Here is a 25,820-nt window from a genome sequence, read left to right on the forward strand (position 1 = left end):
ACTATTACAACGTATTGACGGTATGTCCGCCATCGACGACCAGCACGGAACCGGTCATGTAGGACGAGGCATCGGACGCGAGCAGCAACAGCGGGCCCGTGAGTTCGCCGCCGCGGCCCAGGCGCCGCAAGGGGATGCGCTTGATCAGGGCCTTGCCCGCGTCGCTCGCGAAGAAGTCCGCGTTCAGCGGCGTCTCGACGTAGCCCGGCGCCAACGCATTGACGCGGATGCCGTAGCGCGCGAGCTCCAGCGCCATCGCCTTCGTGAGCTGGATCAGCGCGGCCTTCGACGCCGCATACGCCGGCAGTTGCTGCGCAACGCGCAGGCCGAGGATGGACGAGATGTTGATGATGCTGCCGGCCTTGCCTGCGTCCTTCATCGCACGCGCGACACGCTGCGCGACGCGCCACGAACCGTTGAGGTTTACGTCGATGATGCCGTTCCAGTCCTGCTCGCCGACTTCCAGCAGGGGCTTGGTCTGGGTCACGCCCGCGTTATTCACGAGGATGTCGGGCACGCCGACGCTCGCGACGATGCTCGCGAGTGCGTCCTCGACGCTTTCCGCTCGCGTGACGTCCATCGCCACCGCATGCGTGCGGATGCCCTCTTCGGCGAAGCGCGCGGCGACCTCGCGCCCCTGCTCGATGCGGCGGCCGGCGAGGACGATGGTGGCGCCGGCGCGGCCGAGGTCGTGGGCGAAGTCGCGCCCGAGTCCGCCGAAGGCGCCGGTCACGAGAGCGATCTTGCCCGAGATGTCGAACAACGCGGCCGGAGCCGCGGCAGGTGCTTGCGTCATGCGGGGATGCCCTCCGGGCTGGAATGCGTGGTGGCGGCGAGGAAGCGTGCGAAGTGTTCGTCACGGCTGCCGAACAGGGCGGCATTGACCATCAGCCGCCGGAAATAGTGGCTCACGTCGAGCTCCTCGGTGATGCCAAGGCCGCCGTGCATCTGCACTGCCTCGTTCGCGACCTTGCGCGCGGCGCTGGAAATGTAGGCCTTCGCACCGCTGATGATGCGCGCGCGTTCGGCGGCGGGCCGCAGCAGCGCCTCCTGCGCCGAGCGCGTGAGGGCGGCGATCTCCTCCTGCAGCAGGAACATATCGACCGCACGGTGCTGAAGCGCCTGGTTGGTGCCGATTGCACGGCCGAACTGCTTGCGGATCTTCAGGTACTCGCAGGTCGTCGCGACCAGCGCACGCACGATGCCCAAGGCCTCGGCGCAGGAGGCGACCGTCGCGTGGTCGAGCACGTCGGCGATCGCGGTGGCCGCCGGCGTGCCGTCGTCCGGGTCGAGTCGCTCGGCCGGCACGCCGGCGAAGTGCAGGTTCGCCGCGCCGCGACCGTCGACGAAGCGGTAGTGCCGCCGCTCGATCTCCGCCGACTTCGCGTCGACGAGAAACAGGCGGCGCTCGCCGCCGTGATCGGCATCCGCCGCGGAGACGATCAGCCGGTCGGCGATGTCGCCTTGCAGCACCGCGATCTTGCGTCCGCTGATGCGCCCGGCGCGGACCTGGCACCGAGGGTCCCCCGCCGCCTCGGCATCCGCGAACGCGAGCTTCACCGAGCCGTCGGCAAGCTGCGGCAGCAGCGCGTCCTGCTGCGCGGCGCTGCCCTGGCTGCGCACGAGCCCGGTACTAACGAGCGCACTCGCGAGCACCGGCTCCATCAGCAGGCGGCTACCCACCACTTCCATCAGCGCACCGACCGCGAGCGGGTCGGCATCGAGGCCGCCGTGCTTCTCGGGCAGGCGCAATGCGAGCCAGCCCAGCTCGGCATAGTCGCGCCACGCCTTCCCGCTGTAGCCCGCCGGGTCCGCGAGCACCGCGTGGCGCTGCAGGAAATCGTAATTGTCGGCCGCGTAGCGCGAGGCGCTGTCGCGCAGCATCCCGGCCGTTTCGAGGTCCATGTTCATAGCCCCAGCACTCCCTTCGCAACGATGTTGCGCTGGATCTCGGACGCCCCGCCGAAGATGGTCGCGGCGCGGTTGTAGAAGTGATCCTTGACGATGCCGCCCGCGTCCTCGGGCCCCAGCGGCGGCGCGCTCGCGGCGTGCAGCGCGGCCGGATCCCACGCGACGCCGGCAAACCCCAGCAGGTCGATCGCGGCTTCGGCGATGTCCTGGTAGAGCTCGGTGCCGCGCAGCTTGATCAGCGAGGCCTCGCCGCCATGGTCGGTGCCGCGCATCATCGATTCGACGGCCTGGTAGGAGGCCGCCTCCAGCGCCAGCAGGCGCAGTTCCAGCTCGCCGATGCGGGCGGCGGTGCGTTCGGGCGAGGCGGACGGTTTCTCCTGCGCCAGTGCCTTCAGCCGTTCCAGCGCATGGCAGGCCATGCCGAGCAGCGCGCCGGCCGTGCGCTCGTTCTTGAGCAGGTACTTGGCGTAGGTCCAGCCCTCGCCTTCCGCACCGACGAGGTTTTCGGCCGGCACGCGCACGTTTTCCAGCCACACCTCGTTCACATGCACGTAGCCGTCCATCGTCGGGATCGGCTTCACCGTCACGCCGGGGCTCTTCATATCGATCAGCACGAAGGAGATCGACTTCTGCGCCTGTTCGCCGCGCGCGGTCTTGACGAGGCAGAACAGCCAGTCCGCCCACTGCGCGTAGGTCGTCCACACCTTCTGGCCATTGACGACGTAGTGGTCGCCCTCCCGGATTGCCTCGGTGCGCAGCGCCGCGAGGTCGGAGCCGGCACCGGGTTCCGAATACCCCTGCGCCCAGAAATCCTCGGTCGTCGCGATGCGCGGCAGGAAGCGGCGCTTCTGTTCCTCGCGGCCGAAGGCGTAGATCACCGGGCCGACGTATTTCACGCCGAAGGGGATCACCCACGGGCAGCCCAGGCGCGCCAGCTCGTCCTCGAAGGTGAAGCGCTCGAGCAGCGACCAGCCCTGCCCGCCATGCTCCTTCGGCCAGTGGCCGATCGCCCAGCCCTGGTCGTTGAGCAGGCGCATCCAGCGCACGTAGTCGTCCTTGTCGAGCACCTGATGCAGGTGCGACTTCCTCTTCAGGTCGTCGGGCATCACGCGCTCGTGGAAGCTGCGGATGTCGGCCCTCAGGCGTCGGGCCTTGTCGCGGGCTTCGTCTAGCTGATCGGTCATGGCGTTTCCTGCGCGATGGTCATGAAGGAATCCGGTTCGTCCGGCGCGTCAGCGCGGCACCGGACATGGGGTTGCCGCGCTCACCTCCTCGGGCGCCCCACTGCCCGAGAGATGCCGCGCAGCGACGAGGAACAGCACGCCGCCGGCGACCGAGAGCAGCGTCGCCGAGCACAGCGCATAGCGGATGGAGTCGGTCGCGACGTCGAGACGGGTGGCCAGCAGGTCGCTGAGCAGGCCGGTGCAGACCGGCCCGAGCCCCAGTCCCAGCAGGTTGAAGGTGATGATCACCACCGCCGACGTCAGCGCTCGCATCCCGGGCGGCACCAGCAGCTGCGGAACCGCAACGATGGGGCCGAAATAGAACATCATCAGGATCGACGCGAAGGCGCCGAAGACGATCGACAGCGTCGGCGATGCCACGAGGTACTGCGCCAACGCGAACGGCACCATCGCCAGCAGCGCCCACGCGACGACGCGCAGCCGCCCGCCGTTGTCGTGCCGCCCGGCGCGATCCGACAGCCGGCCGCCGAGGTACATGCCGATCGCGCTGCCGAAGCCGTTGAGCAGCGCGAGATAGATCGAAACATCCGTCAGCGCCATGCCATGCACCCGCCCATAGAAGGGCGCGTTCCAGTTCATCGTCGCGTACACCGCATAGGCGTGGCAGGTGCCGGCCAGCACCAGGTAACGGAAGGCCTTCAGCTGCCACAGATGGCGCAGCGCCGCCTTCAGGTCGGCACCTTCCGCCGCATGCTGCGCCGGGGCGTCGAAGCGTCCGCGCAGCGGTTCGCGCATCGTCCATAGCACCAGCGGCGCCAGCGCGATGCCGGCGAGCCCGATGACGAGGAAGGTGCCGCGCCAGCCGATCATGCGTTCGAGCTGGCCGGCGAAGAGGTAGCCGTAGGCCATGCCCGCGGGCAACGACAGGCCCCACAGCGCGAGCACGGTGGCACGTTCGCGCGCCGGATAGAGGTCGGCGATGATCGAATGCGTGGACGGCACGCTGCCCGCCTCGCCGACCGCGACGCCGATGCGCAGCATCACCAGCGTCATGAAGCCGCCCGCGAAGCCCGTCAGCGCCGTCATCGCGCTCCACAAGGCGAGCGAACCGGCGACGATGCGCGTGCGGTTGCCGCGGTCGGCCCAGCGCGCGACCGGCAGGCACAGCGTCGAATACACGATCGCGAAGGACAGGCCGGTGAGCGCGCCGAGTTGGGCATCCGACAGCGCGAGGTCGCGCTTGATCGGCACCTGCAGGATCGAGATGATCGTCCGGTCGATGTAGTTGAACATCGACACCAGGAACAGCAGGAGCAGCGTGTAGCGGCGCTGCAGATGCCCGGTCACGGCGGCGTCCTCCGGCCTGCCCGTCAGCTTGCGCCGCCGTCGCGCGCGAACTGCCACGCCGCGGTCGCGAGCGGACGGATGTTCGCGGCGATCTCGGCCGCGTTCATCGACGCGGCGTTGCCGCTCTGCAGGCGGTGCGCGATGCCCTGCAGGATCGCGGCGGTGCGGAACAGGTTGAAGGCGCGATAGAACGGATGGGTCGCATCCACGTCGAAGCCGGTGCGTTCGCAGTAGCGGGCGACGTAACGCTCCAGCGTCGGAATGCCGAGGACCGCAAGATCCGCATCCTGCAGCGTGCCGCGCGCGTCCACCCCGGGCGGACGATACCACTCCATCGCGTGGTACATCAGGTCGCCCAGCGGATGGCCCAGCGTCGACAATTCCCAATCGACGACGCCCACCACCTTCGGCTCCGTGGGATGGATCAGCAGGTTGTGGAAGGAATAGTCGCCGTGGATGATCGACGACAGCCCGTCGTCGGCCGGCAGGGCTTCGGGTAGCCACGCGATCAGCTTGTCCATCTCGGGGATGTCCTGCGTGCGCGACTGGTCGTACTGCTTCGACCAGCGCGAGATCTGGCGCGAGAAGTAGTTGCCGGGCTTGCCGAAGTCGGACAGGCCGAGCGCGGCGTAATCCACCGTATGAAGGCGCGCCAGCGTCTCGTTCGCCGAATCGAACACGGCCGCACGATGCGCCGGATCCAGGTCGGGCATGCGGCAGTTCCAGAAGATCCGCCCCGGCACGTGGCGCATCACGTAGAACATGCTGCCGAGCACCTCGCGGTCCTCGCACAGGACAAAAGGCGCGGGAACGGGAAAGCCGGGAACGTGCGACAGCGCCTGGATCACCCGGAACTCGCGGTCCACCGCGTGCGCCGACTTCAGCAGCACGCCGGGCGGCTGCCGGCGCAGCACGTATTTCTGCCCGGGCGTCTCGAGCAGGTAGGTCAGGTTCGACTGGCCGCCCTGGAATTGCTTCACGACCAGCGGCCCGCGGAATCCGGGCAGATGTTCGCGAAGGTATTCCCCTAGGCGCCCCTCGTCGATCAGCGCGACCTGACGGATCTCGCCGACCTCCCCGATGTAAGCCTTGGGTTCGCTGGCGACCGCCACTTCGTCGGCGACTGCCTCCTCCTTCATCACGCTGCTCGTCATTTCACCCATGGCATTCATTTGTCCATTTGTTGTGCCGGACGGGCACCGCTGGTGCCGTCACGTCTGTCTCCGCCGGATTCCGCGAAATCCGGCATCGCCCGATTTCCGCGCCGCATTCCCGTCCGTCCAGGCGGTCGATTCATTGACAATATTCAGCCGTGATAGTCTGGAATCGACCGTTGGACCCAAGATACTCGACCGACCGGTCGGCTGTCAACGCACAAAAATGGGTCCAGCCAACACGGGAAGCCGAGATCGCACGCTGCCATTGACACCCGACCGTCCGGTCGGTAGGCTTGAAACGAAATGGCTGCGGCACGCTGAGAGGACGCCTGCTGCCACCTTCCGGAAGCGGTCAGCCAAACGGCTTGCGGGAGGCGCAAACTTGGCGACACACGACAATTCTCTTGGAGACTCAAGGTGAGGGACAGGAACGCGTTGTTCAACTCCGAGCTGCTGAAGGAGCTCGCACCATTCACGATCTCGGGCTACGACCTCTTCCGCGAAGTCATCGAGACCGATGGCGCCCTGCCGGCGAAACTGAAAGGCCTGTTTGCCGCCGTGGTGGCCTGCAACCGCCGCTACCCGGCGCTCGCCCGCAAGGAACTCGACCGTGCCGCGCGCCTGGGCCTCACCCGCAATGAAGCGGCCGCCGGCCTGATCCTGCTGAGCAGCCTGCGGGGCGAAGGCGCGGCGCTGGCCTTCGATGCCACCATCCGCGAAATCTATCCGCCCGCCTGCGACGGCAACGCAAGCCCGCCGCGACACCCGTCGTCGCGCCAGCCCGAGCTTGTACGCGCGGCGCCGGGCGAGGCGGAGGCAAACTTCAAGGCCTACTTCGGCACGGTCCCGCCCGCGCTGGCGACGCTGCTGCGCCTCGCCCCGAAAGGCGCCGACGGCTATTTCCTGATGCGCAAGGGGACCATCGACTGCAACCAGCTCGACCGCAAGGCGGCCGAACTGATGCTGATCGCGGTGCTCGCGTCCGATTACAGCCCCCAGGCGGCGACCCACATCCGCGCGGCCCGCGCCGTCGGCGCAACCGACGAAGAGATGGCCGAGGCCATCCTGTGCGCGGTTCCCTCGGCCGGCATCGCCGCGTGGATGGCGACCGGCGTACTCCTGGAGCCCCAACAATGAACCCGAACAGCAATCGCCAGTGGCTGCTGCGCCGTCGCCCGCAGGGCCAGGTTGGCCGCGACGATCTCGAACTCGCGACCTCCGCGGTCCCCACGCCGGCAAAAGGGGAAGTCCTCGTCCGGGTCAAGCTACTGTGCATGGACCCGACGATCCGCAACTTCATGGATCCCGACCCCGGCTACGGCGTTCCGGTCGCGGTCGGCGGCGTGATCCGCGGCGTCGTCATCGGCGAGATCGTCGAATCGCGCGACGAAACACGCGCGATCGGCGAGCTGGTGTGGGGCTTCGGCGAGTGGAGCGACTACGTCGCAGGCCCCGCCGCGCAGTTCTTCCCGCTGCCGACGCGCTTCGGCCATCCGCTGCCGGCGTATACCCACGTGCTCGGCACGATCGGCCTGACCGCGCATTACGGCCTGCACGACGTAGCCGGCATCCACCCCGGCGCCACGGTACTGGTGAGCGGTGCAGCAGGCGCGGTCGGTTCGCTCGTCGGCCAAATGGCACGCATCGCCGGCGCCTCGCACATCGTCGGCATCGCGGGCGGCACCGACAAGTGCCAGCGTGCGGTCCAGCGCTACGGCTACGACCAGTGCCTCGACTACAAGGGCGACACGAAACTGGACGCCGCGCTCGGCGAGGCTTTCCCGGACGGCATCGACATCGTCTTCGAGAACGTCGGCGGCGCGATCCTCGAGGCCGCGCTGAACCACCTGCGCAAGAACGCGCGCGTCGCGCTGTGCGGGATGATCGCCCGCTACGGCGCCACCGAGACGGTGCCGGGCCCGCGCAACCTGTGGAACCTGGTCGTGAACACCGCACGCATCGAGGGCTTCCTCGTCACCGACATCCTCGGCGACCCGGCTCGGTCCGACAAGGCGCTGCGCGAAATCGACTCGTGGATCCGCGACGGGCGCCTGCATTACGACGTCGACGTGCGCACCGGCTTCGAGAACATCCCGGACATCTTCAACTGCCTGTTCACCGGCGCCCACACCGGGCGGCTGGTCGTGCAGATCGACTGAGGCGCCACAACGATGACGCAAGTCAGCTACACCCGCCACGGTGACGTCGCCGTCGCCACCGTCAATAACCCGCCGGTCAATGCCCTAAGCCTCGGCGTGCGCCAGGGGCTGATGCAGGCCATCGAGGCGAGCCGCGCGGACAGCGCCGTGCGCGCCCTCGTGATCATCGGCGGCGGCAGCACCTTCGTCGCTGGCGCCGACATCAACGACTTCGGCAAGCCCTACGAGGAACCGAGTCTCTACGCGATCATCGACGCGCTGATGGCGAACCCCAAGCCCGTGATCGCCGCGATCCACGGCAGCGCCTTCGGCGGCGGGCTGGAACTCGCGCTCGCGTGCCACTGGCGCATCGCGAGCCCGGACGCGCAGATCGGCCAGCCCGAGGTCAAGCTCGGCCTGATGCCCGGCGGCGGCGGCACACAATGGTGGCCGCGGATGGCCGGTCCGGCGGTCGCGCTCGAAGTGACGACCAGCGGCAACCCGGTCGCCGCGCGCCAGGCGCACGAATGGGGCGTCATCGACCGCATCGCCGAAGGCAAGCTGCTGGAGGACGCACTCGCGATGGCGCAGGACGTCGTCAGCGGCGCCCTGCCCGCGCGCAAGCTCAGCGAATCGACCGACAGGATCCGCGACGTCGATCCGGCGCTTTTCGACGAATTCCGCAAGAAAAACGCGCGCAAGTGGAAGGGCCAACTGGCGCCGTGGAAGATCGTCGATTGCATCGAGGCCGCGTGCCGACTGAGCTTCGACGAAGGCTTCAGGATGGAAAAGGACGCCTTCCGAGAATGCGAGCACAGCTACCAGAGCCGCTCGCTGATCCACCTCTTCTTCGCCGAACGTGCGGCCGGCAAGCTGCCGGACGTCAGCGCGGCGCCCGTGCCTGTCGCCTCCGTCGCGGTTGTCGGCGCCGGTACGATGGGCGCCGGCATCGCGATGAGCTTCGCCAACGCCGGACTGTCGGTGACCCTCCTCGACAGCTCCGACGAAGCGCTCGCGCGCGGTATGAAGACGATCACCGGCAACTATGCCACCTCGGTGAGCCGCGGCAGCATGCCGCAGGCGCGCGCCGACGCCGCGCTCGCCTGCATCAGCGCGACGACCGACGACTCGGTGCTTGGCGACGCGGACCTCATCGTCGAAGCGGTGTTCGAGGACATGGAGATCAAGCAGTCCGTGTTCCGTCGCCTCGACGCCGTCGCCAAGCCCGGCGCGATCCTCGCGACCAATACCTCGACGCTCGACGTCGACGCCATCGCCAGCGTCACCTCGCGCCCGGAAAGCGTATTGGGCCTGCACTTCTTCAGCCCCGCCAACGTGATGCGCCTGCTCGAAGTCGTGCGTGGCCCGCGCACCAGTGCGGCGACGCTCGCCACCGCGATGGCGGTCGCGCGCAAACTGCGCAAGATCGCCGTCGTCTCCGGCAACGCCTACGGCTTCATCGGCAACCGCATCCTCGCCGCCTACGGCCGCGAAGCCGACTTCCTGCTGGAAGAAGGCGCCACGCCGTGGCAGATCGACCGCGCACTGACCGACTTCGGCTTCCCGATGGGTCTCTTCGCGATGCGCGACATGGCCGGCCTCGACGTCATCTGGCGCATCCGCCAGCAGGAAAACACGACGCGCCCCGCGCACCTGCGCTATTCACCGATCGCCGACCGCATCTGCGAGATGGGCCGCTTCGGGCAGAAGACCGGCCGCGGCTACTACCTCTACGACGGCCGCACGCCCATCCCCGACCCCGAGATCGAGAGCCTCATCGTCGGCGTGTCGGCCGAACTGGGCATCGCACGCCGCGAGATTCCGGACGCCGAGATCCTGCAGCGCCTGCTGTGCGCGATGGCGAACGAAGGCGCGCGCATCCTCGAAGAGGGCGTCGCGCTGCGCGCCGGCGACATCGACATCGTCTATACGAACGGCTACGGCTTCCCGGCCACGCGCGGCGGCCCGATGTGGTGGGCTCGCGAGGCGGGACTCGCCTCGATCCGCGACGCCGTCGCCGCCTACCACCGCCAGCACGGCGACTACTGGACGCCCTCGCCGCTGCTCGCACGGGCCGCCCAAGCGGGCGGCGACTGGGATGTCGCGCTTGCTGCCAACTGAGCGCCGGCTGAACTCCGGCCCACCATCTTCCTCACCCACCAACCACTACAGGGAGCGCACCAGATGCGTGACGCAGTAATCGTTTCCGTCGCCCGCACCCCGATCGGCAAGGCCTATCGCGGTGCATTCAACAACACCCAAGGCCAGGCACTCGCCGCGCACGTCGTGCGTGCCGCGCTGGATCGCGCCAAGGTCGAATCCGACGCCGTCGACGACGTCGTGCTGGGCTGCGCGATCCAGCAGGGCACCACCAGCTTCAACGTCGCCCGCCAGGCCGCGCTGCGTGCCGGTCTGCCGGTCAGCGTCCCCGGCATGACGGTCGATCGCCAGTGCGGCTCGGGCCTGATGGCGATCGCCACGGCGGCCAAACAGATCATCGTCGACGGCATGAATGTCGCGGTCGCCGGCGGCGTGGAGTCCGTGTCGCTGGTGCAGAACGAGCACTACAACATGTTCCGCATCATGGACCCCGTGCTCGAGGAGCGCGTCCCGGCGCTCTACATGTCGATGCTGGAAACGGCCGAGATCGTCTCGCAGCGCTACGGCGTCAGCCGCGAACGCCAGGACGAATTCGCCCTGCGCTCGCAGCAGCTCACCGCCGTGGCGCAGGCCGAAGGGCGCTTCAAGGACGAGATCGTGCCAATGGAATCGGTCATGGCGCGCTTCGACAAGGCGAGCGGCAGCACCGTGTTCGAGACCGTCACCCTCGACCGCGACGAAGGCAACCGGCCGCAAACGACGCTGGAAGACCTCACGAAGCTGGAGCCCGTATTCAAGGGCGGCCAGATCCTCAAGGAAGGCCGCTACGTCACCGCGGGCAACGCCTCGCAACTCTCCGACGGCGCCGCGGCGCTGGTGCTGATGGAAGCCGGCGAAGCGGCGCGGCGCGGGCTCACGCCACTCGGGCGCTATCGCGGCATGGCGGTGGCCGGCTGCAGCCCCGACGAGATGGGCATCGGCCCGGTGCTCGCGGTACCGAAGCTGCTCGCGCAGGCGGGCCTCAAGGTCGAGGACATCGACCTGTGGGAACTCAACGAGGCCTTCGCGTCGCAGGTGCTGTATTGCCGCGACACGCTGGGCATCCCCGACGAGCGGCTCAACGTCTCAGGCGGCGCGATCGCCGTCGGCCACCCCTACGGCATGTCCGGCGCGCGCATGACCGGCCACATCCTGCTGGAAGGGCGTCGCCGCAAGGCGAAGTACGGCGTCGTCACGATGTGCGTCGGCGGCGGTATCGGCGCGGCGGGCCTGTTCGAAATTTTCTGAAAGCACGGCATTGACAAATATCGTTGCCGTGGTAAGGTTTCACTTAACCGACCGACCGGTCGGGTGCTAAATGAGGCCCGGGGCGAACCCGGGCTCGACTCGAAATTCACACAGGAGCGGATACAGCCATGGAATTGGAAAAGGACGTCATTCAGTACGAAGTTGCCCCCAACGGCGTTGCCACGATCTGGCTCAATCGCCCGCACAAGCGCAACTGCGTGAGCCCCCAGCTGCTGAAGGAACTCGAGAAGGCCGTCGATCGCGCCTCCGAGGACAAGGAAGCCCTCGCCGTCGTGTTCCGCGGCCGCGCCAACACCTTCTGCTCGGGCGCCGACCTCGACCTGCTGGTCAGCCCGGTGCTGCAGGAGACGACGACCTCGCTACAACTGGCGATCGATTCCGCACGCACCTTCGACAAGATCTTCAACATGAAGAAGCCCACCATCGCCGCTGTTGAAGGTTTCGCGGTTGCAGGCGGTTTCGAGCTGATGATCTCCTGCGACTTCGCACTCGCCGCCAACGAAGCCAAGATCGGCGACTTCCACATCCGCCGCGCGCTGTTCGGCGGTGCAGGCCCGATCTACCGCCTGCCGCGCATGATCGGCATGCGCCGCTCGAAGGAGCTGATGCTCACCGGCAAGCTGCTCACCGGCGTGCAGTGCGCCGATTGGGGCCTGGTTAACGCCGCCGCGCCGCAGGCCGAGTTCGACAAGCTGATCCAGGACTTCTGCGCGCCGCTGATCGACAAGAGCCCGTTCTGCATGTGGATGACCAAGATGGCGTTGAACCGCGGCCTCGACGCGGACACCAACTCCCTGATCACCCTCGAAACCATGACCTGCAACGTGGTCCATCACTCGGAAGATGCCAAGGAAGGCGTGCGCGCCTTCCTCGACAAGCGCGCTCCGAAGTGGACCGGTCGCTAATCCGCGGAGGCAGATAGGCACATGTCAGCAAGCTTGGTCATCCTGGCGACCCGCCCCCCCGAATGGTCGCGCGAGCAATTCACCACCTGGTGGCGCAGCGAGCACGCGGACTACGCGAAGAAGCTCCCCGGCCTCGCCGCCTACCGCCACGGCGAGGTGACGTTCGACTACGATCACCCGGAAGGACCCGCCTGGGATGGCCATGCCGTGCTGACCTTCGCCTCGCGCGAAGTGCTCGATGCGGCACTTCATTCCCCCGAGTGGGCCGCCGCGGTGGCCCACGTCGGCAAGATGAAAGGAAAACGGATCGCCCTGATCACCGAGGAGCTCGATCTCCTCGCCGGTCACGGCGCCTGAAACCCGGCATCGCAAGGACAACAAGGTGAGCGAAAACTTTACCCCGGGCTTCGTCGCCCGCCAGTTTCGCCTCGACGGCAAGGTCGCACTCATCACCGGAGGCCGCGGCGCGCTCGCCGAGGCCATCGCCGCGACGCTTGCCGACCTCGGCTGCAAGGTCGCACTGGCCTCGCGCCATCAGCAGGAATGCGCTGACATGGCTGCGAGCCTTGCCGAGCGCTTCTCGACCCAGGCCATCGGCCTGCGCTGCGACATCGCCAAGGAAGAGGACGTCGAGGCAGCCGTTGCGGCGACGGTCGAGCAGCTCGGCGGCCTCGACATCCTGATCAACAATGCGGGCGCCTCCTGGTGGGGGCTGCCCGAAGAGATCCCGCTGTCGGGCTGGCGCAAGGTCATCGACGTCAACCTCACCGGCACCTTCCTCGCGTGCCGCCATGCAGCCCGCCACATGATCGGCAAGGGCGGCGGCTGCATGGTCAATATCGCCTCGGTGGGCGCCTTCCTCTCCTACCGGCCGGACGCCGGCCAGGTCGTGCCCTACACGACGAGCAAGGCCGCGATGGTGCATCTCACCAGCGACCTGGCCGCGCAGTGGGCCCACCACGGGATACGCGTGAATGCCGTCGCGCCGGGCTCGGTCGAGACCGGCATGACCGAAACGCTCACCGAAGGCATCCAGCAGAAACTCCTCGACGGCATCCTGCTGCACCGCTTCGGCAAGCCCGCCGAAGTCGCGCCGACCGTCGCCCTGCTCGTCTCGGAAGCCGGTAGCTTCATCACCGGCCAGACATTCCTCGTCGATGGAGGCCAGTCGATTGCCTGACCGCACCCCCACCCAACACAGAGCGGACGGCCTGACCTGGACCGATGAAACGCTGTGGGCGCAGTTTTCGCGTCTCGCAGATGCCGCCCCCGAAGCGCTCGCGGTAGTCGGTGCCGACGGGCGTCGCTGGAGCCGCGCCGAGATGCGCGAGATGGCACACGCGGTGCGCGACGCGCTCCTCGCCGGCGGAGTCCGCCCCCACGACCGCGTGATGCTGCAGGGGCGCAAGACCGCCCCCGTGCTCGCCGCCGCGCTGGGAATCTCGGTGGCGGACGCCATCATCTGCCCCTACACGCCCGACCTCGGCATCGCCGAGCGCACCGTGCTCAACGAACGCCTCGACCACATCGCCGTCATCGGCGACGCAGAGGGCGAACCCATCCCGGGTGTCGCGGACCTGCGCCTGCAGTTGCGCAGCCGCAACCCTGACCTCGTCCCGGACGAGCGCAATGCGCGCACCGCGCTGATCGGCTTCACCTCCGGCACCACGGGCGTGCCGAAAGGCGTGATGCACTCCCCCGCAGCGATGAACTACACCGTGCGCGCGTGCGAACATATCGCCGGCCTCTTGCCGGGCGACACGATCCTCGGCGTGGTGCCGCTGGGCAGCGCGCCCGGCTTCACCTTCTCCGTCCATTTCTCGCTCTCGCTCGGCCACCCGCTCGTGATCGTCGATCCCTGGGATCCGCTCGCGACGCTGCAGAAGATCGCCGAGCACGACGTGCGCTGGGGGATCTGCGTGCCGACCCACCTCGCGACCATGGTCGAGCTCGCGCGCAAGGGACAGTGGTCCGCGCCCAGCCCGCTCAAGGCCCTCGGTGTCGGCGGCAGCTCGATGACGCCCGAGCTCATCCGCGACGCGCGCGAGCTGCTGGACATCCGCGCGCTGCGCATGTTCGGCATGTCCGAATGCATGGGGCACGCCTCCACGCGACCCGACGATCCCATCGACCGGCAGTGCCATTCCGACGGCAAGTCCTTCCCGGGCACGCAGGACGAAGCCTTCGACGCCGAGCGGCGCATGCTCGCGCGCGGCGAACGCGGCCAGGCCGGCGTGCGTGGCCCCTCGCTCTTCCTCGGCTATTGCCGCGGCCTCGGCGACAGCGAATTCCAGCTCACGCCCGACGGCTTCTACCTCACCGGCGACGAGATCATCTGCGGCGCCGACGGCTACCTGCGCGTCGTAGGGCGCATCAAGGATCAGATCATCCGCGGCGGATATAATATCGACCCGGCGGAAGTCGAAGCGGCATTGCTTCGGCACCCGGCGATCGACCAGGTCTCCGTCGTTTCCGTCCCCGAACCGCGACTCGGCGAACAGGCATGCGCGCTGTGTTCCGTTCGTGACGGTTACGGCAAACCGACCCTGGATGACATCAAGCAACACCTCGGCGAAATCGGCCTGTCGAAGAAGAAATGGCCTGAGCACCTCTTGATCATCAACCATTTCCCATATACAACGACCGGCAAGGTTGACAAGAAACGCATGGCCAGGATGGCCATCGCCGAGCTGGGGCTCGGATGAGGACATCGTTCCAGGACCCTTTTCTGCATATGCAAACGCATGGCACGAGGGTATCGCGTCGCCGCTAACTTTCAGAACATGGGAGTCACATGAAGAGTCCGGACAAGAAGGCAGCTGCGCCAAAGAAAAAGAACGGCCGCGCAACATCGGCCGCCCATGACGAAAAACGTCATGAAATCATCGGGCACTGCGCTTCGCTTTTCGATCGGGTGGGCTATCACGGCACCTCGATGCAGATGCTCGCCGACGAAGTGGGGCTCGGCAAGCCTACGCTCTACCATTACTTCGCGAGCAAGGGTGACATCCTGTACGAGATGCACCAGCTGCATATCGACTCGATGATCGGCGGCCTCGAACGCGACTCCCAAATCGAAGGGATCCAGCCCGCCCAGCGTCTGGAACGCGCCTGCGCCTCGACGCTGCGCGAGATCGCCCATCACCCCGGCTACGTGCGCGCCTTCATGGACCACTACGCCGAGCTGGAAGATGAGCAGCGCGAGGAAATGCGCCTGCGTCGACGCGAATACTTCACGCGTGTGACCGATATCATTCGCGAGGGCATCGACACCGGCCAGTTCGCCAACGTCGATCCCCAACTCGCGACGCTCGCCTTCGTCGGCATGTGCAACTGGGCCTACAAGTGGTATCCCCGCATGGCGCAGGAAGTGCCGCCGGAGAAGATGGCAAAGCAGCTTTGCCAGCTTCTCCTCAACGGCTTGAACGTCCGCCCCTGATCAGCCCGGCGCGTCCATTGCAGTCGCGCCACTGACCCACCCCGACAGTCCGCTGGTCGCCACCGTGCACACGATCGCCTCGGCGATCTCGGACTCGCTGGCGCCGGCGGTCCGTGCGCCTTTGATGTGCACCGCCGCGAGCGGACTGTAGTCCGCCGCGAGCACCGTCACCAGCAGCAGCTCGGAATACTTGGGCCCCAGCGGCGTGCCGTTGATCGTGCCTTCGCGCATCAGGTAGTACGCTTCCGCGCCGAGCGGGATCAGGTCGATCAGCTTGCCGAGCGAAGGCGGCATCGTGCCGAAGTAGGCGAGGAAATTCGCCTCGACCGCTCCCGGCTCCACTGCGATCTCCGGGGAGGCGTCGTCACCGCCGGTACGCCCCGGATACACCGCCTCCAAGGTGTCGAGGTAGGACAGCGCCGCCCCTTCGCCGCGCACGCTGCTCAGCACGATCGCGGCGGCGGAAGCCTCCTCGAACGTCAGCCCCAGCTCCCGCGCGCGCGTCAGCTCGCGCAGCGCCATCTCGCGATAACCCTTGGTGGTCGCCGCCACGGCGAGGTACAGCACCTTGATGCGGCCCGGCAGCGCGCCATCGTCCTCGATCACGCGCCGGAAGCGCGAATAGCCGCCGAGCGTCTTCGGCGCGATACGTCGCAGCAGCGGCGAAGCCAGCAGATTGTTTCCCGTCACGTCACATCCTCTTCATTACGGCATGGAAGCCCCGGCGCGCACGCGCAGGGGCTTCGAATGCGGCTCCGTTTCTCAGGCCAGGTTGATCCACACGCTCTTCACGTGGGTAAATTCCTCGACCGAAACCGCACCGAGACTGCGGCCGAAGCCCGAGAACTTGACCCCGCCGTAGGGTACCGAGGTTTCGTTGAGCTGGTAGGCGTTGATCCACACCGTGCCGACCTTGAGCCGCTGCGAGGCGCGGTGCGCGCGCACGACGTCGCGAGTCCATACGCCTGCGGCGAGGCCGAAGTCGGTGTCGTTGGCAATCGCGAAGGCCTCGTCGTCGCTCTCGAACGGAATCACCGACATCACCGGCCCGAAGATCTCCTCGCGCGCGATCGTCATGTCGTTGCTTACGCCGGTGAAGATCGTCGGCTGGAAGAAATAGCCCTCGTCGCCGTGGCGCGCGCCGCCGAGCGCGACCTTCGCGCCTTCGTTCTTGCCGATCTCGACGTAGCGGTTCACCTGGTCGAGTTGCTGGCGCGAGATCACCGGCCCCACCGCCGTGTCGGCATCAAAGCACGAGCCGATCTTCAGCGCGCGCGAGGCCTCGACCATGCGCTCGACGAATTCGTCGTGGATCGAGCGATGCACCAGCACGCGCGAGCCCGCGGTGCAGATCTGCCCGGAATGGCCCCACACCGCCCACGCGGCCGCCGGCGCAGCGCGGTCGAGGTCGGCGTCGGCGAACACCATCTGCGGGCTCTTGCCGCCCAGCTCCAGCGACACGCGCTTGAGCCGCGTCGCCGCGGCCGCCTGGATGCGGCGCCCGGTTTCGACCGAGCCGGTGAAGCTGATCGAATCGATCTCCTTGTGCTCGACGATGCCTGCGCCGACCACATGACCGAGCCCATGCACGACGTTCACGACGCCCGGCGGCACGCCTGCCTCGAGGCACAGCTTGCCGAACAGCAACGCCGTCAGCGGCGTATGCTCCGCGGGCTTGAGCACCACCGAGTTGCCGCAGGCGAGCGGCGCGACGACGCCCAGCGGCACGGCCGACGGTGCGTTCCACGGCATGATCACGCCGCACACGCCGATCGGTTCGCGCACCTGCTGCACGACCAGGTTCGAGCCGGTCGGTGACATCGCGCCCTCAATCTTGCTCGGCCAGCCGGCGTAGTAGTTGGTGACGTCGATGCCGAACTGCACGAAGAACGGCGTCTGCGCGCGAATGATGCCGCCGTCGAGCATGTCGAGGTCCATCAGCACCTCGCGATGGTCCTCCAGCAGCGCGGCGAGCCGGCGCAGCACGGCTTCCTTCTGCATCGGCGGCAGGTTGCGCCAACGCCCGTCCTCGAAGGACTGCCGCGCGGCGCGTGCGGCGCGGTCAACCTCGGCCATCCCGCCCTGCGCCACGCGGGCGAATTCGCGCCCCGTGTTCGGATCGACGACCGGCATGGTGGCCTCGTCGGCCGACATCACGATCTCGCCGTCGATCAGGTGTCCGAGCCGGGTTTCATCCAGGAAACGCCGGGTCCTTTCCGACAGCGCGTAGTCGCTCAACGACGCCTTTTCTCTCACCGCATCTTCCATGCTTACGTCTCCATCGTGAACCAACTGACTCCGAAATTCCCGCCTGGCGGGAAAGCTGCGCGACCGGTCACCAGAGCGGCAAATCCCCATTGAGGGGATCCGCTTGGCGCGACATGGACGCCGGCGCATCCGTTATCCGACCGACCGGTCGGGCCACATAACAGGCAAATTATAGTCGCGGCCCGAACCCTGTCAATGCTCGCCTCGCCAAGACGCCGACCGGTCTTTCGCCATCCCCGGATGGAATAAAAAATCGTCGAAAATTCATAAAGAAACAGAATTGCGCCGTAACTCCATGTGGATTAATATTGCACTGCACAATGCGAATATTTCAGGGAGAACGCTATGAACGCACCGATGATTCTGCCTTGGCTGGCACGCAAATGGGGGGTCAGCGAGGAGCGCACGCTGGCCTTGTGGAACGAAGCCTGCGTCGATGCGGACCACGTGATCGGCGCGAACCGCGACTCGGCCTATTGGGGCCATGCGAAGGCCCGCTGGATCGACCTGCTGGACCAGGACGTGATCGCCCGCTATCCGGTTACGGAAACGCCGTGGATCATGATGCGCCTGAACCTGCTGCGCCTGCTCGCCAGCGTGCGCATCTGGTTCGTCGGGCACGGGTTCGCCAGCGCCTACTGAGCGACACCGGTATCGCAGTCAACTCCTCGCGAATATGGCACAATTCGACCGTCCGGTCGGGCGCCACACATCTTCGCGAGGAGCAACGATGAACACACCCCAGAACAAGCAGATCCTGCTTCGGCAACGCCCCGAGGGCACCCTGCGCGAAAGCGATTTCACGCTGGTGACGCGCCCCGCGCGCGAACTCCGCGACGGCGAGTGCCTCGCACGCAACCTCTACTTCTCGCTCGACGCCGGCTTCCGCAAGTGGATGAACGCGGGCGCCGACGACAACTACCTGACCGCGATGGAGCTCGGCGCGCCGGTGCAGAGCATCGTGCTGGGCCGCATCGAAGCCTCTCGTCATCCCGATTACCCGGTCGGCAGCCTGGTGCTGGGGCGCAGTTCGTGGGAGGAGTTCAGCGTCTTCGACGGCAGCGACTTCCTCCAGAAACTCGACCACGACGGCAGTTTCCCGCTGCACGAGTATGTCGCGACGCTCGGCCCCACCGGCATGACCGCCTACTTCGGCCTGATGGACATCGGCCGTCCGCGCACGGGCGACACCGTGCTCGTGAGCGCGGCCGGCGGCGCGGTCGGCTCGGTGGTCGGGCAGATCGCACGCATCCTCGGCTGCCGCACCATCGGCATCACCAGTTCGGAAGATAAGTGCCGCTGGCTCGTCGAGGAGCTGGGCTACGACGCGGCGATCAACCACCGCGCGCCGGGCGGCCTCGCAGCCGGCATCCGCGAGCACCTGCCGGACGGCTTCGACATCTACTTCGACAACGTCGGCGGCCCGATGCTGGACCAGGCCGTCCAGCACATGAAGCTCGGCGCGCGCGTCGTGCTGTGCGGCGCGATCGCCGACTACGATCAGAACGACCGCGAATCGGGCGTGTTCCACATGTGGCAGTTCATCGTGAAGCGCGCGAGCGCGGCGGGATTCATGTTCTCGGACTACGTCGAGCGCTACCCGGAAGCGGTGCAGGCGCTGTCGAAGTGGCTCGCCGAAGGCCGGCTGAAGACCGTTGTCGATATCCGCGAAGGGATCGAGCAGACGCCCAAGGCGTTCTGCGACATGCTGGAAGGAAAGAGCCGCGGCAAGTGCATCGTCCGCCTCTGAAGGGGCGGAGTGCGGTGCCGCGCAGGGCGCGCGGCACCGCTATCTTCCTACTTCTTCAGTACTTGTAGGACTGTCCGCCGTCGATGGGAATCACCGTGGCATTGATGAATGACGCCTGGTCCGAGAGCAGGAAGGCGACGACGTAGGCGACTTCCTCGGGGCGGCCGAGGCGCTTCATCGGATTCACGCTGACATACTCACGCCCCACCGCCTCCCAGTCGTCGCCGCCGATCTGGCGCAGCGCGCCTTCGACCATCGGCGTCATGATCGCGCCAGGGGCGACCGCGTTGATGCGGATGCCGAACTGACCGTACTCCACGCCGGCATTGCGCGTCAGCCCGACCACCCCATGCTTGCTGGCCGCATAGCCGGCCTGGTTGCCGACGCCGCGGATGCCGCCGACGGAGGCGGTATTCACGATCGCACCGTACCCCTGGCGGTGCATCGCCTGCAGCACGTACTTCATGCCGACGAACACACCGTCGAGGTTGACCGCGACGACCTTGTGGAACTCGTCGATCCCGTAGTCCTCGGTCGGGTTCTGCTTGCCCTCGATGCCGGCGTTGTTGAAGAAGCCGTCGATGGCGCCGAAGCGCGCAACGGTCTGGTCGACGAAGCCGCGCACCGCCTGCTCGTCGGCGACGTCCGCCGCGATCGCGAGGATCTCGACATTTGGCGCCGCCGCGCGCAGCGCACCCTGGGTTTCCTCCAGCGCGGCCCCGTTGCGATCGACGATCGCCAGCTTGGCCCCTTCCTGCGCGAGCTGCAGCGCGGTCGCCCGCCCGAGGCCCGAGGCGGCTCCGGTAATCAGCACCACCTTGTCCTGAAAACGCATCATTCCTTCACCTCCCTGTTCCCCCTTCAAGCTGCTCACAGCAGCATCGGGCCGATGTCGCCATCGACCTTGAACACTTCGAGCTCGCGATGGACGATGCGCCAGCCCTCGGGGCGACGCTCGAGCCGGTCACGGTACTCGCCCCACACCGTCATGATGTTCTGCGCGTAGTCGCCGAGCCCGAGGTGGATGGCCTGCAGGTAACACTTGGCGGTCGCCTTGTCGCCATCGATGATGATGCGGTAGTTGCCGAGCAGGTGCTGGGTGCGGCCGCAACGTTCGAGTGCGCTGCGCACCATGTTGCGGATCCCGTCGCGGCCGGTGAAGTCGCCGATGCCGTGATAGGTCGCCGTCGCCTCGGGCACGAAGACCTCGTCGAGGCCGGCCCACTGATGCTCGTCGAGATCGACCGCGTAGCGGATCAGGATCTGTTCGATGTCGCGCTGGTCGCGCAGGACTTGCACGTCTGTCTGGTTCATTTCGTCTGGAGTCCGGTGAAATCAGAAGCTGGTATAGCCGCCATCGACGGCGACGGTGCTGCCGTGGATGAAGCTCGCGTCGTCGCTCGCGAGGAAAGCCACGACGGCGGCGACCTCCTCCGGCTGACCGGCGCGCCCGGCCGGCGCGCGCAGCATCTTCTGGTAGTCCGCGCTGGCGTCGAGGAACTCCTGCGGAATGCTCGCGACCATCGGCGTCATGATGATGCCCGGCGCGATTGCGACCGCGCGGATGTTCTGCTGGCCGTACTCGTAGGCGATCTCGCGCGTCATGCCGACCACCGCGTGTTTCGCGGCGGTGTATTCGATGCCCGCCGCGGTGGCCAGCACGCCGGCGGTCGAGGCGATGTTGATGATCACGCCACCGCCCTGCTGCACCATCTGCGGGATCACCTGCCGGCAGAACAGGAAGACGCTCTTGAGGTTCACGTTGAGCACGCGATCCCACGATTCGTCGCTCACTTCCGCCGTCTTCACGAACTGGCCGACGATGCCGGCGTTATTGACCAGCACGTCGATCGCGCCATACTGCGCGAGCGTGTCAGCCGCAATGCGCGCGACGTCCTCGCGGCTGGCGACGTCGCCCTGCATCGCGACGGCCTCGCCGCCAGCCGCGACGATCGGCCCCACGGTATCGCGCGCGGCGGCGATATTGAGGTCGGCCGCCACCACCCGCGCGCCCTCGGCCGCGAGGCGCACGCACATCGCGCGGCCCAGCCCCGAGCCACCACCGGTGACGATCGCCACCTTGCCTTTCAGTCTCATCCTTGTCTCCTATTAGCCCGGCAAGCGATTACGTGATGTCCGATTGAGTGGTGCACGGTCGCTCCCTCCCCTTCAAGGGGAGGGTTGGGGTGGGGATGGGTTATTCAGTCGAGGTCGGGCACCAGCACGGCGCGCCCCATGATCTTTCCTTCGCGCAGTTCCTGCAGCACGCGCGGCCCCTCGTTGATGCCGAAGTAATGGGCATCGACGTGGATGCGGCCGCTCTGCGCGAGCGCGATCACTTCCTGCAGTTCGGCGCGCGTGCCCCACAGCGGCGTGCATACCGAGCAGCCGAAGGGCAATGTCAGCTGGCTTAGCTGGATCACACCGCCGCCCACGCCGACGACCGTGAGCTGACTGTTGCGCCCGACGATCTGCACCGCGAGATCCAGCGTCGGCTGCGCGCCGACGCAGTCGAGCACGAAGGCCGCGCGGCGCACGCCGGTGAAGGCGCGGATGCGCTCAGCGGCGTCCGCCCCGTCGCGCGAATTCACCGTGAGTTCGGCGCCCAGTTGCCGCGCATGCTCCAACCTGCGCTCGTCGACATCGACGGCGACAACGCGCACCCCCGTCAACGCCCGCAGCAGCTGCACCGCCATGTGGCCGAGCCCGCCGACGCCGATCACCACCGCCGTCGCATCCGGCGTCAGCAGCGGCAACGCGCGCTTGATCGCGTGGTAGGGAGTCAGCGCCGCATCGGTGAGCGGCGCCGCATCGCGCGGCGCCAGCTTGCCGAGCGGCACCAGCAGCCGCGGAGACGGCACCAGAAGGTAATCCGCCATGCCGCCGTCGGCACCGAAACCGCCACCGGGGTTGGGCAGGTTGTCGGCGTTCTCGCAGTAGTTCTCCATCGACTGCTGGCAGGCATGGCAATGGCCGCAACCCCAGTGGCCGTACACCGCGACCGGATCGCCCTCCTTCCAGCCCGTGACGCCGGCGCCGACAGCCGCCACCCAACCCGCGTTCTCGTGCCCGAGAGTGAAGCCGCGGCACTCGCCAGCACCAGCAACACCATGGTCGAGCACATGCAGGTCGGAATGGCACACGCCGGCCCCGCCGATCTTCACCAGCACCTCGCCCGGGCCCGGTACCGGGACAGCGACATCCGCGACTACCGGGGGCCGCCCCGGCTCGATGAATCGAACGGCCTTCATGCGCGTTTCTCCGCCTGACTCGTGGACATCAGGCAGTCGCCCGGGCGGCCGCGTCCGCGACCCCGCGGAACATCAGTGCATAGGCCATGCGCAGCCATGCGTCCGCCTCGTCGGGCTTGCCCGATTCGGTTGTGAACTCGCTCGAATAGCTGAGGCGGCTGCGCCCTTCGCCGAGGCTTTCGATGCGCCCGGTGGCCTGGTAGTGAGTGATCCCCACCGGCGGACGGCCGACGATCGACAGCTTGTAGGTCATCGTCGCCGGATCCTGGAAATCCAGCCGCTCGCTGACCGGGTCGGGATAGCCGACGTTGTAGATGTGGCGGATCTGGCCGATGCCTTCGCCCACCAGATCGACATGGTCGATCTGCACCGCTGGGTCGTGCGTCGGCCACCAGCGTTCGATGTGCGCGAAGTCCCGCAACATGTCCCACACCAGCTCGGCCGGCGCGTCGAAGTCGTGACTGATCTTGATGTAGTGCATGGTCGCCTTGTCCCTCAGAAATGGTTTGATCGGCATCGGTTGCGGGCACGCGGCCCAGGGTGATTCGGACGTCCCCAGAATAGACGACCGATCGGTCGGTCGTCTAGTGGCTTGCGCTGATTTTCATCTTCGCATTTGACCCCGACACGAATGTGGAAATCGGTTGACGCCCGACCGGCCGGTCGATATTCTGACCCGACGCTAGAACACACCATGGCGCTACCGGAAACGACCGGCTTGCGAGGTCCGCGCAATGGCCGTCCACCACGCCCGTGAAGCTCCATGCAAAGCCTATTCACAGCGAGGAGACACGCAGCATGATCGAGACTCACAAGTCGTTTTGCCGGTTCTGCCACGTATTCTGCGGCATCCAGGTGGATGTCGATAAGGACGCGAATCGCGTCGTGGCAGTGCGTCCGGATCGCGACAACCTGGTATCGCAGGGCTACACCTGCCCCAAGGGCCGTGCCGAGATGGAGCGCCTCTACCACCCGAACCGGCTGCTCTCGAGCAGGAAGCGTGTCGGCGACGAATTCGTCGATATCGGCAAGCGGCAGGCGCTCGATGAGGTCGGCGCGAAGCTGCGCGAGATCATCGACCAGCATGGCCCCGAGTCGGTCGCGGTGTACATCGGCGACGCCGGGCACCGCATGTCGGCCTCGGGCCCGTGGTTCGTGCGCAAGTGGCTCGACGCGATCGGCTCGCGCGGCTTCTATACCTCCTACACCGTCGATTCGCCCAGCCTCGTCGTCGCGATGCAGCGCCTGTGGGGTTCGCTGATGCCGTTCAGCCTGTTCGACATCGATCACGCCGACGTGTGCATGTTCATCGCGACCAACCCCGTCGTCTCGCACATGCTGACGATGCCGCAGTCGAACCCGTCCAAGCGCCTGCGCGACGCCCGCAAGCGCGGCATGAAGCTGATCGTGATCGATCCGCGCCGCTGCGAAGTCGCCAAGGTCGCCGACATCCACCTGCAGGTGAAGCCGGGCGAGGACGCGACCCTGCTCGCCGCGCTGATCAAGGTGATCCTCGACCGCCGCCTCTACGCTCAGGATTATGTCGCGCAGTTCGGCAGCGGGCTCGCCGAGCTGCACGATGCGGTCGGCAGCTTCGACCTCGACTACGCCTCGCGCCGCACCGGCGTGCCGGCCCAGCTCATCGAGGACGCCGCGGTCGCCTTCGCCACTGCCGGCAGCGGCGCCGCGACGAGCGGCACCGGCCTGCACATGGCGCGCCACCAGAACCTCACCACCCAGCTGGTGATGACGCTCAACGCGCTGTGCGGCCGCTACGACCGCCGCGGCGGCATGCTCGCGATGCCCGGCGCGCTGGCGCCCGAGATGCCGGAAGACTCGGGACCGATCCCGTTGCCGCTGCACCCCGGCCCGGTGTCGCGCGTGCGCGGCATCCGCGCGCTCACGAACTGGCTGGGCGCCGAGGAGATGCCGTCGAACACCCTCACCGACGAGATCCTGACCCCGGGCAAGGGCCAGATCCGCGCGCTGATCGTGCACGGCGGCAACCCGGCGCTGGTCTTCCCCGACGAGACCGACACGGTGAAGGCACTCAAGAGCCTGGACCTGCTGGTCGTCAACGAACTCTTCATGTCTGCGACGGCGAAATACGCCGACTACGTGCTCGCATGCCGCCACCCCTACGAGCGCGCCGACGTGCCGCGCCTGATGGACGCCTTCTTCCCCTTCCCCTACTCGCAATACACGCCGCCGCTGGTGCAGGCGCCGGACGAGGTGTTCCAGGAATTCGAGATCTTCTGGGACCTCGCCCGCCAGCTCGGCGTGCCGCTCGATGTCCCTGGCATCTCGATGGAGCGCCAGCCGACCGCCGACGAGATGCTCGACGGTCTCAACGCCGGTTCGCGCATCCCGATGGACGCGATCCGCCAGCATCCGGAAGGCCGCATCTGGGGCGACACCGTGAGCCGCGCCGGCCACATCCTGCCGGGCATGATCGGCAACGCCAACAAGCGCTTCGATCTCGCCCACCCCGAGGTCGTCGCCGAGTTGCGCGACGTGCAGGCGGAATACTGGTCCGAGGGCGGCGGCTACGCGCCGGGCGAGCAGCATTCCTTCCGCATGATCACCTACCGCGAGGACGACGTGTATTGCACGCAGGGCCAGAACCTGCCCGACCTGCGCCGCCGCATTCCGTACAACCCGGTGATGATGAACCCCGAGGACATGGCGACGCTGGGGCTCGCGGACGGCGACGCGGTGAAGGTGGCGAGCAACTACGGCTCGGTCGAGGGGCTCGTCGCGGGCGGCGTCGAGTTCCCGCGCGGCGTAATCGGCATCGCACACGGCTGGGGCGACCCGGCCGAACCCGGCGGCCCGCGCGAGAAGGGCATCAACGTGCAGCGCCTGATCCCCGACGACAAAGACTTCGACCCGATCACCGGGTTGGCACAGATGTCGGCCATCGCGGTGAGTGTCGAGCGGATCGCGCTGGTGCATTGATCGGCAGACAAGGGGCCGTCAAACGACGGCCCTTTTTTCTGCCCCTCCGCGCGCGGCGACTCACCGCGCAGCCGACCTCCGTTTTTCTCCTCCGACCCGGCGGC

24 protein-coding genes are annotated in these 25,820 nt (G+C 67.3%); 12 read left to right on the forward strand and 12 right to left on the reverse strand.

Features of this window, described 5'->3' with window-relative positions:
• Nucleotides 1–4: 4 nt before the first annotated feature.
• The 5 genes from GPA27_RS02955 to GPA27_RS02975 are packed head-to-tail and all read right to left on the reverse strand — an operon-like array spanning nt 5 to nt 5,605.
• Nucleotides 5–796 carry an SDR family NAD(P)-dependent oxidoreductase gene (locus tag GPA27_RS02955; RefSeq protein WP_169137685.1) on the reverse strand — a complete coding sequence of 264 codons (792 nt, stop codon included), beginning with the start codon at nt 794–796 and terminating at the stop codon, nt 5–7.
• Entirely contained in the window at nt 793–1,911 is a 1,119-nt protein-coding gene (locus tag GPA27_RS02960) for an acyl-CoA dehydrogenase family protein (protein ID WP_169137687.1), read from the reverse strand. Before GPA27_RS02960 ends, GPA27_RS02955 begins: the two co-directional genes overlap by 4 nt.
• Nucleotides 1,908–3,095 (reverse strand): acyl-CoA dehydrogenase family protein, encoded by a 1,188-nt coding sequence (locus tag GPA27_RS02965; RefSeq protein ID WP_169137689.1) that lies wholly within the window; start codon nt 3,093–3,095, stop codon nt 1,908–1,910. Before GPA27_RS02965 ends, GPA27_RS02960 begins: the two co-directional genes overlap by 4 nt.
• A 48-nt stretch (nt 3,096–3,143) precedes the next feature.
• A complete protein-coding gene (locus tag GPA27_RS02970; RefSeq protein ID WP_211164806.1) occupies nt 3,144–4,442 on the reverse strand; it encodes a spinster family MFS transporter in 1,299 nt (432 codons plus the stop codon).
• 23 nt (nt 4,443–4,465) lie between these two features.
• Nucleotides 4,466–5,605 carry a phosphotransferase family protein gene (locus GPA27_RS02975; protein WP_169137691.1) on the reverse strand — a complete coding sequence of 380 codons (1,140 nt, stop codon included), beginning with the start codon at nt 5,603–5,605 and terminating at the stop codon, nt 4,466–4,468.
• A 411-nt stretch (nt 5,606–6,016) separates the two neighbouring features.
• Here GPA27_RS02975 and GPA27_RS02980 point away from each other — a divergent pair, with 411 nt between their 5' ends.
• From GPA27_RS02980 to GPA27_RS03020, 9 genes are all read left to right on the forward strand, one after another.
• Nucleotides 6,017–6,736, forward strand: a complete 720-nt coding sequence (locus tag GPA27_RS02980; protein WP_256222754.1) for a carboxymuconolactone decarboxylase family protein — start codon at nt 6,017–6,019, stop codon at nt 6,734–6,736.
• Nucleotides 6,733–7,758, forward strand: coding sequence for an NADP-dependent oxidoreductase (locus GPA27_RS02985; protein ID WP_169137693.1), 1,026 nt, complete (start codon nt 6,733–6,735; stop codon nt 7,756–7,758). Before GPA27_RS02980 ends, GPA27_RS02985 begins: the two co-directional genes overlap by 4 nt.
• A 12-nt stretch (nt 7,759–7,770) precedes the next feature.
• Nucleotides 7,771–9,858 carry a 3-hydroxyacyl-CoA dehydrogenase NAD-binding domain-containing protein gene (locus GPA27_RS02990; RefSeq protein WP_169137695.1) on the forward strand — a complete coding sequence of 696 codons (2,088 nt, stop codon included), beginning with the start codon at nt 7,771–7,773 and terminating at the stop codon, nt 9,856–9,858.
• A 63-nt stretch (nt 9,859–9,921) separates the two neighbouring features.
• Nucleotides 9,922–11,124, forward strand: coding sequence for an acetyl-CoA C-acyltransferase (locus tag GPA27_RS02995; RefSeq protein WP_169137697.1), 1,203 nt, complete (start codon nt 9,922–9,924; stop codon nt 11,122–11,124).
• A 128-nt stretch (nt 11,125–11,252) separates the two neighbouring features.
• Nucleotides 11,253–12,050 (forward strand): enoyl-CoA hydratase/isomerase family protein, encoded by a 798-nt coding sequence (locus tag GPA27_RS03000; protein ID WP_169137699.1) that lies wholly within the window; start codon nt 11,253–11,255, stop codon nt 12,048–12,050.
• A 21-nt stretch (nt 12,051–12,071) separates the two neighbouring features.
• Nucleotides 12,072–12,407 carry an EthD domain-containing protein gene (locus GPA27_RS03005; RefSeq protein WP_169137701.1) on the forward strand — a complete coding sequence of 112 codons (336 nt, stop codon included), beginning with the start codon at nt 12,072–12,074 and terminating at the stop codon, nt 12,405–12,407.
• 25 nt (nt 12,408–12,432) lie between these two features.
• Nucleotides 12,433–13,230: an SDR family NAD(P)-dependent oxidoreductase gene (locus GPA27_RS03010; RefSeq protein WP_169137703.1), complete on the forward strand. Its 798-nt coding sequence runs from the start codon at nt 12,433–12,435 to the stop codon at nt 13,228–13,230.
• Nucleotides 13,223–14,755 carry a class I adenylate-forming enzyme family protein gene (locus GPA27_RS03015; protein WP_211164808.1) on the forward strand — a complete coding sequence of 511 codons (1,533 nt, stop codon included), beginning with the start codon at nt 13,223–13,225 and terminating at the stop codon, nt 14,753–14,755. The genes GPA27_RS03010 and GPA27_RS03015 overlap by 8 nt, the downstream gene beginning before the upstream one ends.
• 89 nt (nt 14,756–14,844) lie before the next feature.
• Nucleotides 14,845–15,489, forward strand: coding sequence for a TetR/AcrR family transcriptional regulator (locus tag GPA27_RS03020; protein WP_169137707.1), 645 nt, complete (start codon nt 14,845–14,847; stop codon nt 15,487–15,489).
• Here GPA27_RS03020 and GPA27_RS03025 read toward each other — a convergent pair whose 3' ends face one another.
• Together GPA27_RS03025 and GPA27_RS03030 are read right to left on the reverse strand one after the other, a co-directional pair.
• Complete coding sequence (locus GPA27_RS03025) at nt 15,490–16,179, reverse strand: carboxymuconolactone decarboxylase family protein (protein WP_169137709.1); 690 nt, start codon at nt 16,177–16,179, stop codon at nt 15,490–15,492.
• A 72-nt stretch (nt 16,180–16,251) separates the two neighbouring features.
• Nucleotides 16,252–17,757, reverse strand: coding sequence for an aldehyde dehydrogenase family protein (locus GPA27_RS03030; RefSeq protein WP_169137711.1), 1,506 nt, complete (start codon nt 17,755–17,757; stop codon nt 16,252–16,254).
• 345 nt (nt 17,758–18,102) lie between these two features.
• Here GPA27_RS03030 and GPA27_RS03035 point away from each other — a divergent pair, with 345 nt between their 5' ends.
• Both GPA27_RS03035 and GPA27_RS03040 read left to right on the forward strand, forming a co-directional pair.
• A complete protein-coding gene (locus GPA27_RS03035; RefSeq protein ID WP_169137713.1) occupies nt 18,103–18,399 on the forward strand; it encodes a hypothetical protein in 297 nt (98 codons plus the stop codon).
• 88 nt (nt 18,400–18,487) lie between these two features.
• Nucleotides 18,488–19,507, forward strand: coding sequence for an NADP-dependent oxidoreductase (locus GPA27_RS03040; RefSeq protein WP_169137715.1), 1,020 nt, complete (start codon nt 18,488–18,490; stop codon nt 19,505–19,507).
• A 55-nt stretch (nt 19,508–19,562) separates the two neighbouring features.
• Here the strand turns inward: GPA27_RS03040 and GPA27_RS03045 are convergent, their stop codons facing one another.
• The 5 genes from GPA27_RS03045 to GPA27_RS03065 all read right to left on the reverse strand — a co-directional run bounded on the left by GPA27_RS03045 (nt 19,563) and on the right by GPA27_RS03065 (nt 23,239).
• Nucleotides 19,563–20,345 carry a glucose 1-dehydrogenase gene (locus GPA27_RS03045; protein WP_169137717.1) on the reverse strand — a complete coding sequence of 261 codons (783 nt, stop codon included), beginning with the start codon at nt 20,343–20,345 and terminating at the stop codon, nt 19,563–19,565.
• A 32-nt stretch (nt 20,346–20,377) separates the two neighbouring features.
• A complete protein-coding gene (locus GPA27_RS03050) occupies nt 20,378–20,821 on the reverse strand; it encodes a nuclear transport factor 2 family protein (protein WP_169137719.1) in 444 nt (147 codons plus the stop codon).
• A gap of 21 nt (nt 20,822–20,842) precedes the next feature.
• The gene (locus GPA27_RS03055; RefSeq protein ID WP_169137721.1) at nt 20,843–21,604 is read right to left on the reverse strand and encodes an SDR family NAD(P)-dependent oxidoreductase; all 762 of its coding nucleotides are present in this window, start codon (nt 21,602–21,604) and stop codon (nt 20,843–20,845) included.
• Nucleotides 21,605–21,708: 104 nt separating this feature from the next.
• Nucleotides 21,709–22,758, reverse strand: a complete 1,050-nt coding sequence (locus GPA27_RS03060; RefSeq protein ID WP_169137723.1) for an NAD(P)-dependent alcohol dehydrogenase — start codon at nt 22,756–22,758, stop codon at nt 21,709–21,711.
• Between the two features lie 28 nt (nt 22,759–22,786).
• A complete protein-coding gene (locus GPA27_RS03065; RefSeq protein ID WP_169137725.1) occupies nt 22,787–23,239 on the reverse strand; it encodes an SRPBCC family protein in 453 nt (150 codons plus the stop codon).
• A gap of 317 nt (nt 23,240–23,556) precedes the next feature.
• On the opposite strand from GPA27_RS03065, the gene GPA27_RS03070 reads away from it, so the two are divergent.
• Nucleotides 23,557–25,716: a molybdopterin-containing oxidoreductase family protein gene (locus GPA27_RS03070; RefSeq protein ID WP_169137727.1), complete on the forward strand. Its 2,160-nt coding sequence runs from the start codon at nt 23,557–23,559 to the stop codon at nt 25,714–25,716.
• The last annotated feature ends 104 nt before the right edge of the window (nt 25,717–25,820 follow it).

Origin of the sequence: Aromatoleum toluolicum (genome assembly GCF_012911005.2) — a bacterium.
Classification (GTDB): domain Bacteria; phylum Pseudomonadota; class Gammaproteobacteria; order Burkholderiales; family Rhodocyclaceae; genus Aromatoleum; species Aromatoleum toluolicum.

Coding starts and splice junctions, on each gene's coding strand:
- GPA27_RS02955 (WP_169137685.1), bottom strand. CDS start 796: ATGACGCAAGCACCTGCCGCGGCTCCGGCCGCGTTGTTCGACATCTCG.
- GPA27_RS02960 (WP_169137687.1), bottom strand. CDS start 1,911: ATGAACATGGACCTCGAAACGGCCGGGATGCTGCGCGACAGCGCCTCG.
- GPA27_RS02965 (WP_169137689.1), bottom strand. CDS start 3,095: ATGACCGATCAGCTAGACGAAGCCCGCGACAAGGCCCGACGCCTGAGG.
- GPA27_RS02975 (WP_169137691.1), bottom strand. CDS start 5,605: ATGGGTGAAATGACGAGCAGCGTGATGAAGGAGGAGGCAGTCGCCGAC.
- GPA27_RS02985 (WP_169137693.1), top strand. CDS start 6,733: ATGAACCCGAACAGCAATCGCCAGTGGCTGCTGCGCCGTCGCCCGCAG.
- GPA27_RS02990 (WP_169137695.1), top strand. CDS start 7,771: ATGACGCAAGTCAGCTACACCCGCCACGGTGACGTCGCCGTCGCCACC.
- GPA27_RS02995 (WP_169137697.1), top strand. CDS start 9,922: ATGCGTGACGCAGTAATCGTTTCCGTCGCCCGCACCCCGATCGGCAAG.
- GPA27_RS03000 (WP_169137699.1), top strand. CDS start 11,253: ATGGAATTGGAAAAGGACGTCATTCAGTACGAAGTTGCCCCCAACGGC.
- GPA27_RS03005 (WP_169137701.1), top strand. CDS start 12,072: ATGTCAGCAAGCTTGGTCATCCTGGCGACCCGCCCCCCCGAATGGTCG.
- GPA27_RS03020 (WP_169137707.1), top strand. CDS start 14,845: ATGAAGAGTCCGGACAAGAAGGCAGCTGCGCCAAAGAAAAAGAACGGC.
- GPA27_RS03030 (WP_169137711.1), bottom strand. CDS start 17,757: ATGGAAGATGCGGTGAGAGAAAAGGCGTCGTTGAGCGACTACGCGCTG.
- GPA27_RS03035 (WP_169137713.1), top strand. CDS start 18,103: ATGAACGCACCGATGATTCTGCCTTGGCTGGCACGCAAATGGGGGGTC.
- GPA27_RS03040 (WP_169137715.1), top strand. CDS start 18,488: ATGAACACACCCCAGAACAAGCAGATCCTGCTTCGGCAACGCCCCGAG.
- GPA27_RS03045 (WP_169137717.1), bottom strand. CDS start 20,345: ATGATGCGTTTTCAGGACAAGGTGGTGCTGATTACCGGAGCCGCCTCG.
- GPA27_RS03050 (WP_169137719.1), bottom strand. CDS start 20,821: ATGAACCAGACAGACGTGCAAGTCCTGCGCGACCAGCGCGACATCGAA.
- GPA27_RS03055 (WP_169137721.1), bottom strand. CDS start 21,604: ATGAGACTGAAAGGCAAGGTGGCGATCGTCACCGGTGGTGGCTCGGGG.
- GPA27_RS03060 (WP_169137723.1), bottom strand. CDS start 22,758: ATGAAGGCCGTTCGATTCATCGAGCCGGGGCGGCCCCCGGTAGTCGCG.
- GPA27_RS03065 (WP_169137725.1), bottom strand. CDS start 23,239: ATGCACTACATCAAGATCAGTCACGACTTCGACGCGCCGGCCGAGCTG.
- GPA27_RS03070 (WP_169137727.1), top strand. CDS start 23,557: ATGATCGAGACTCACAAGTCGTTTTGCCGGTTCTGCCACGTATTCTGC.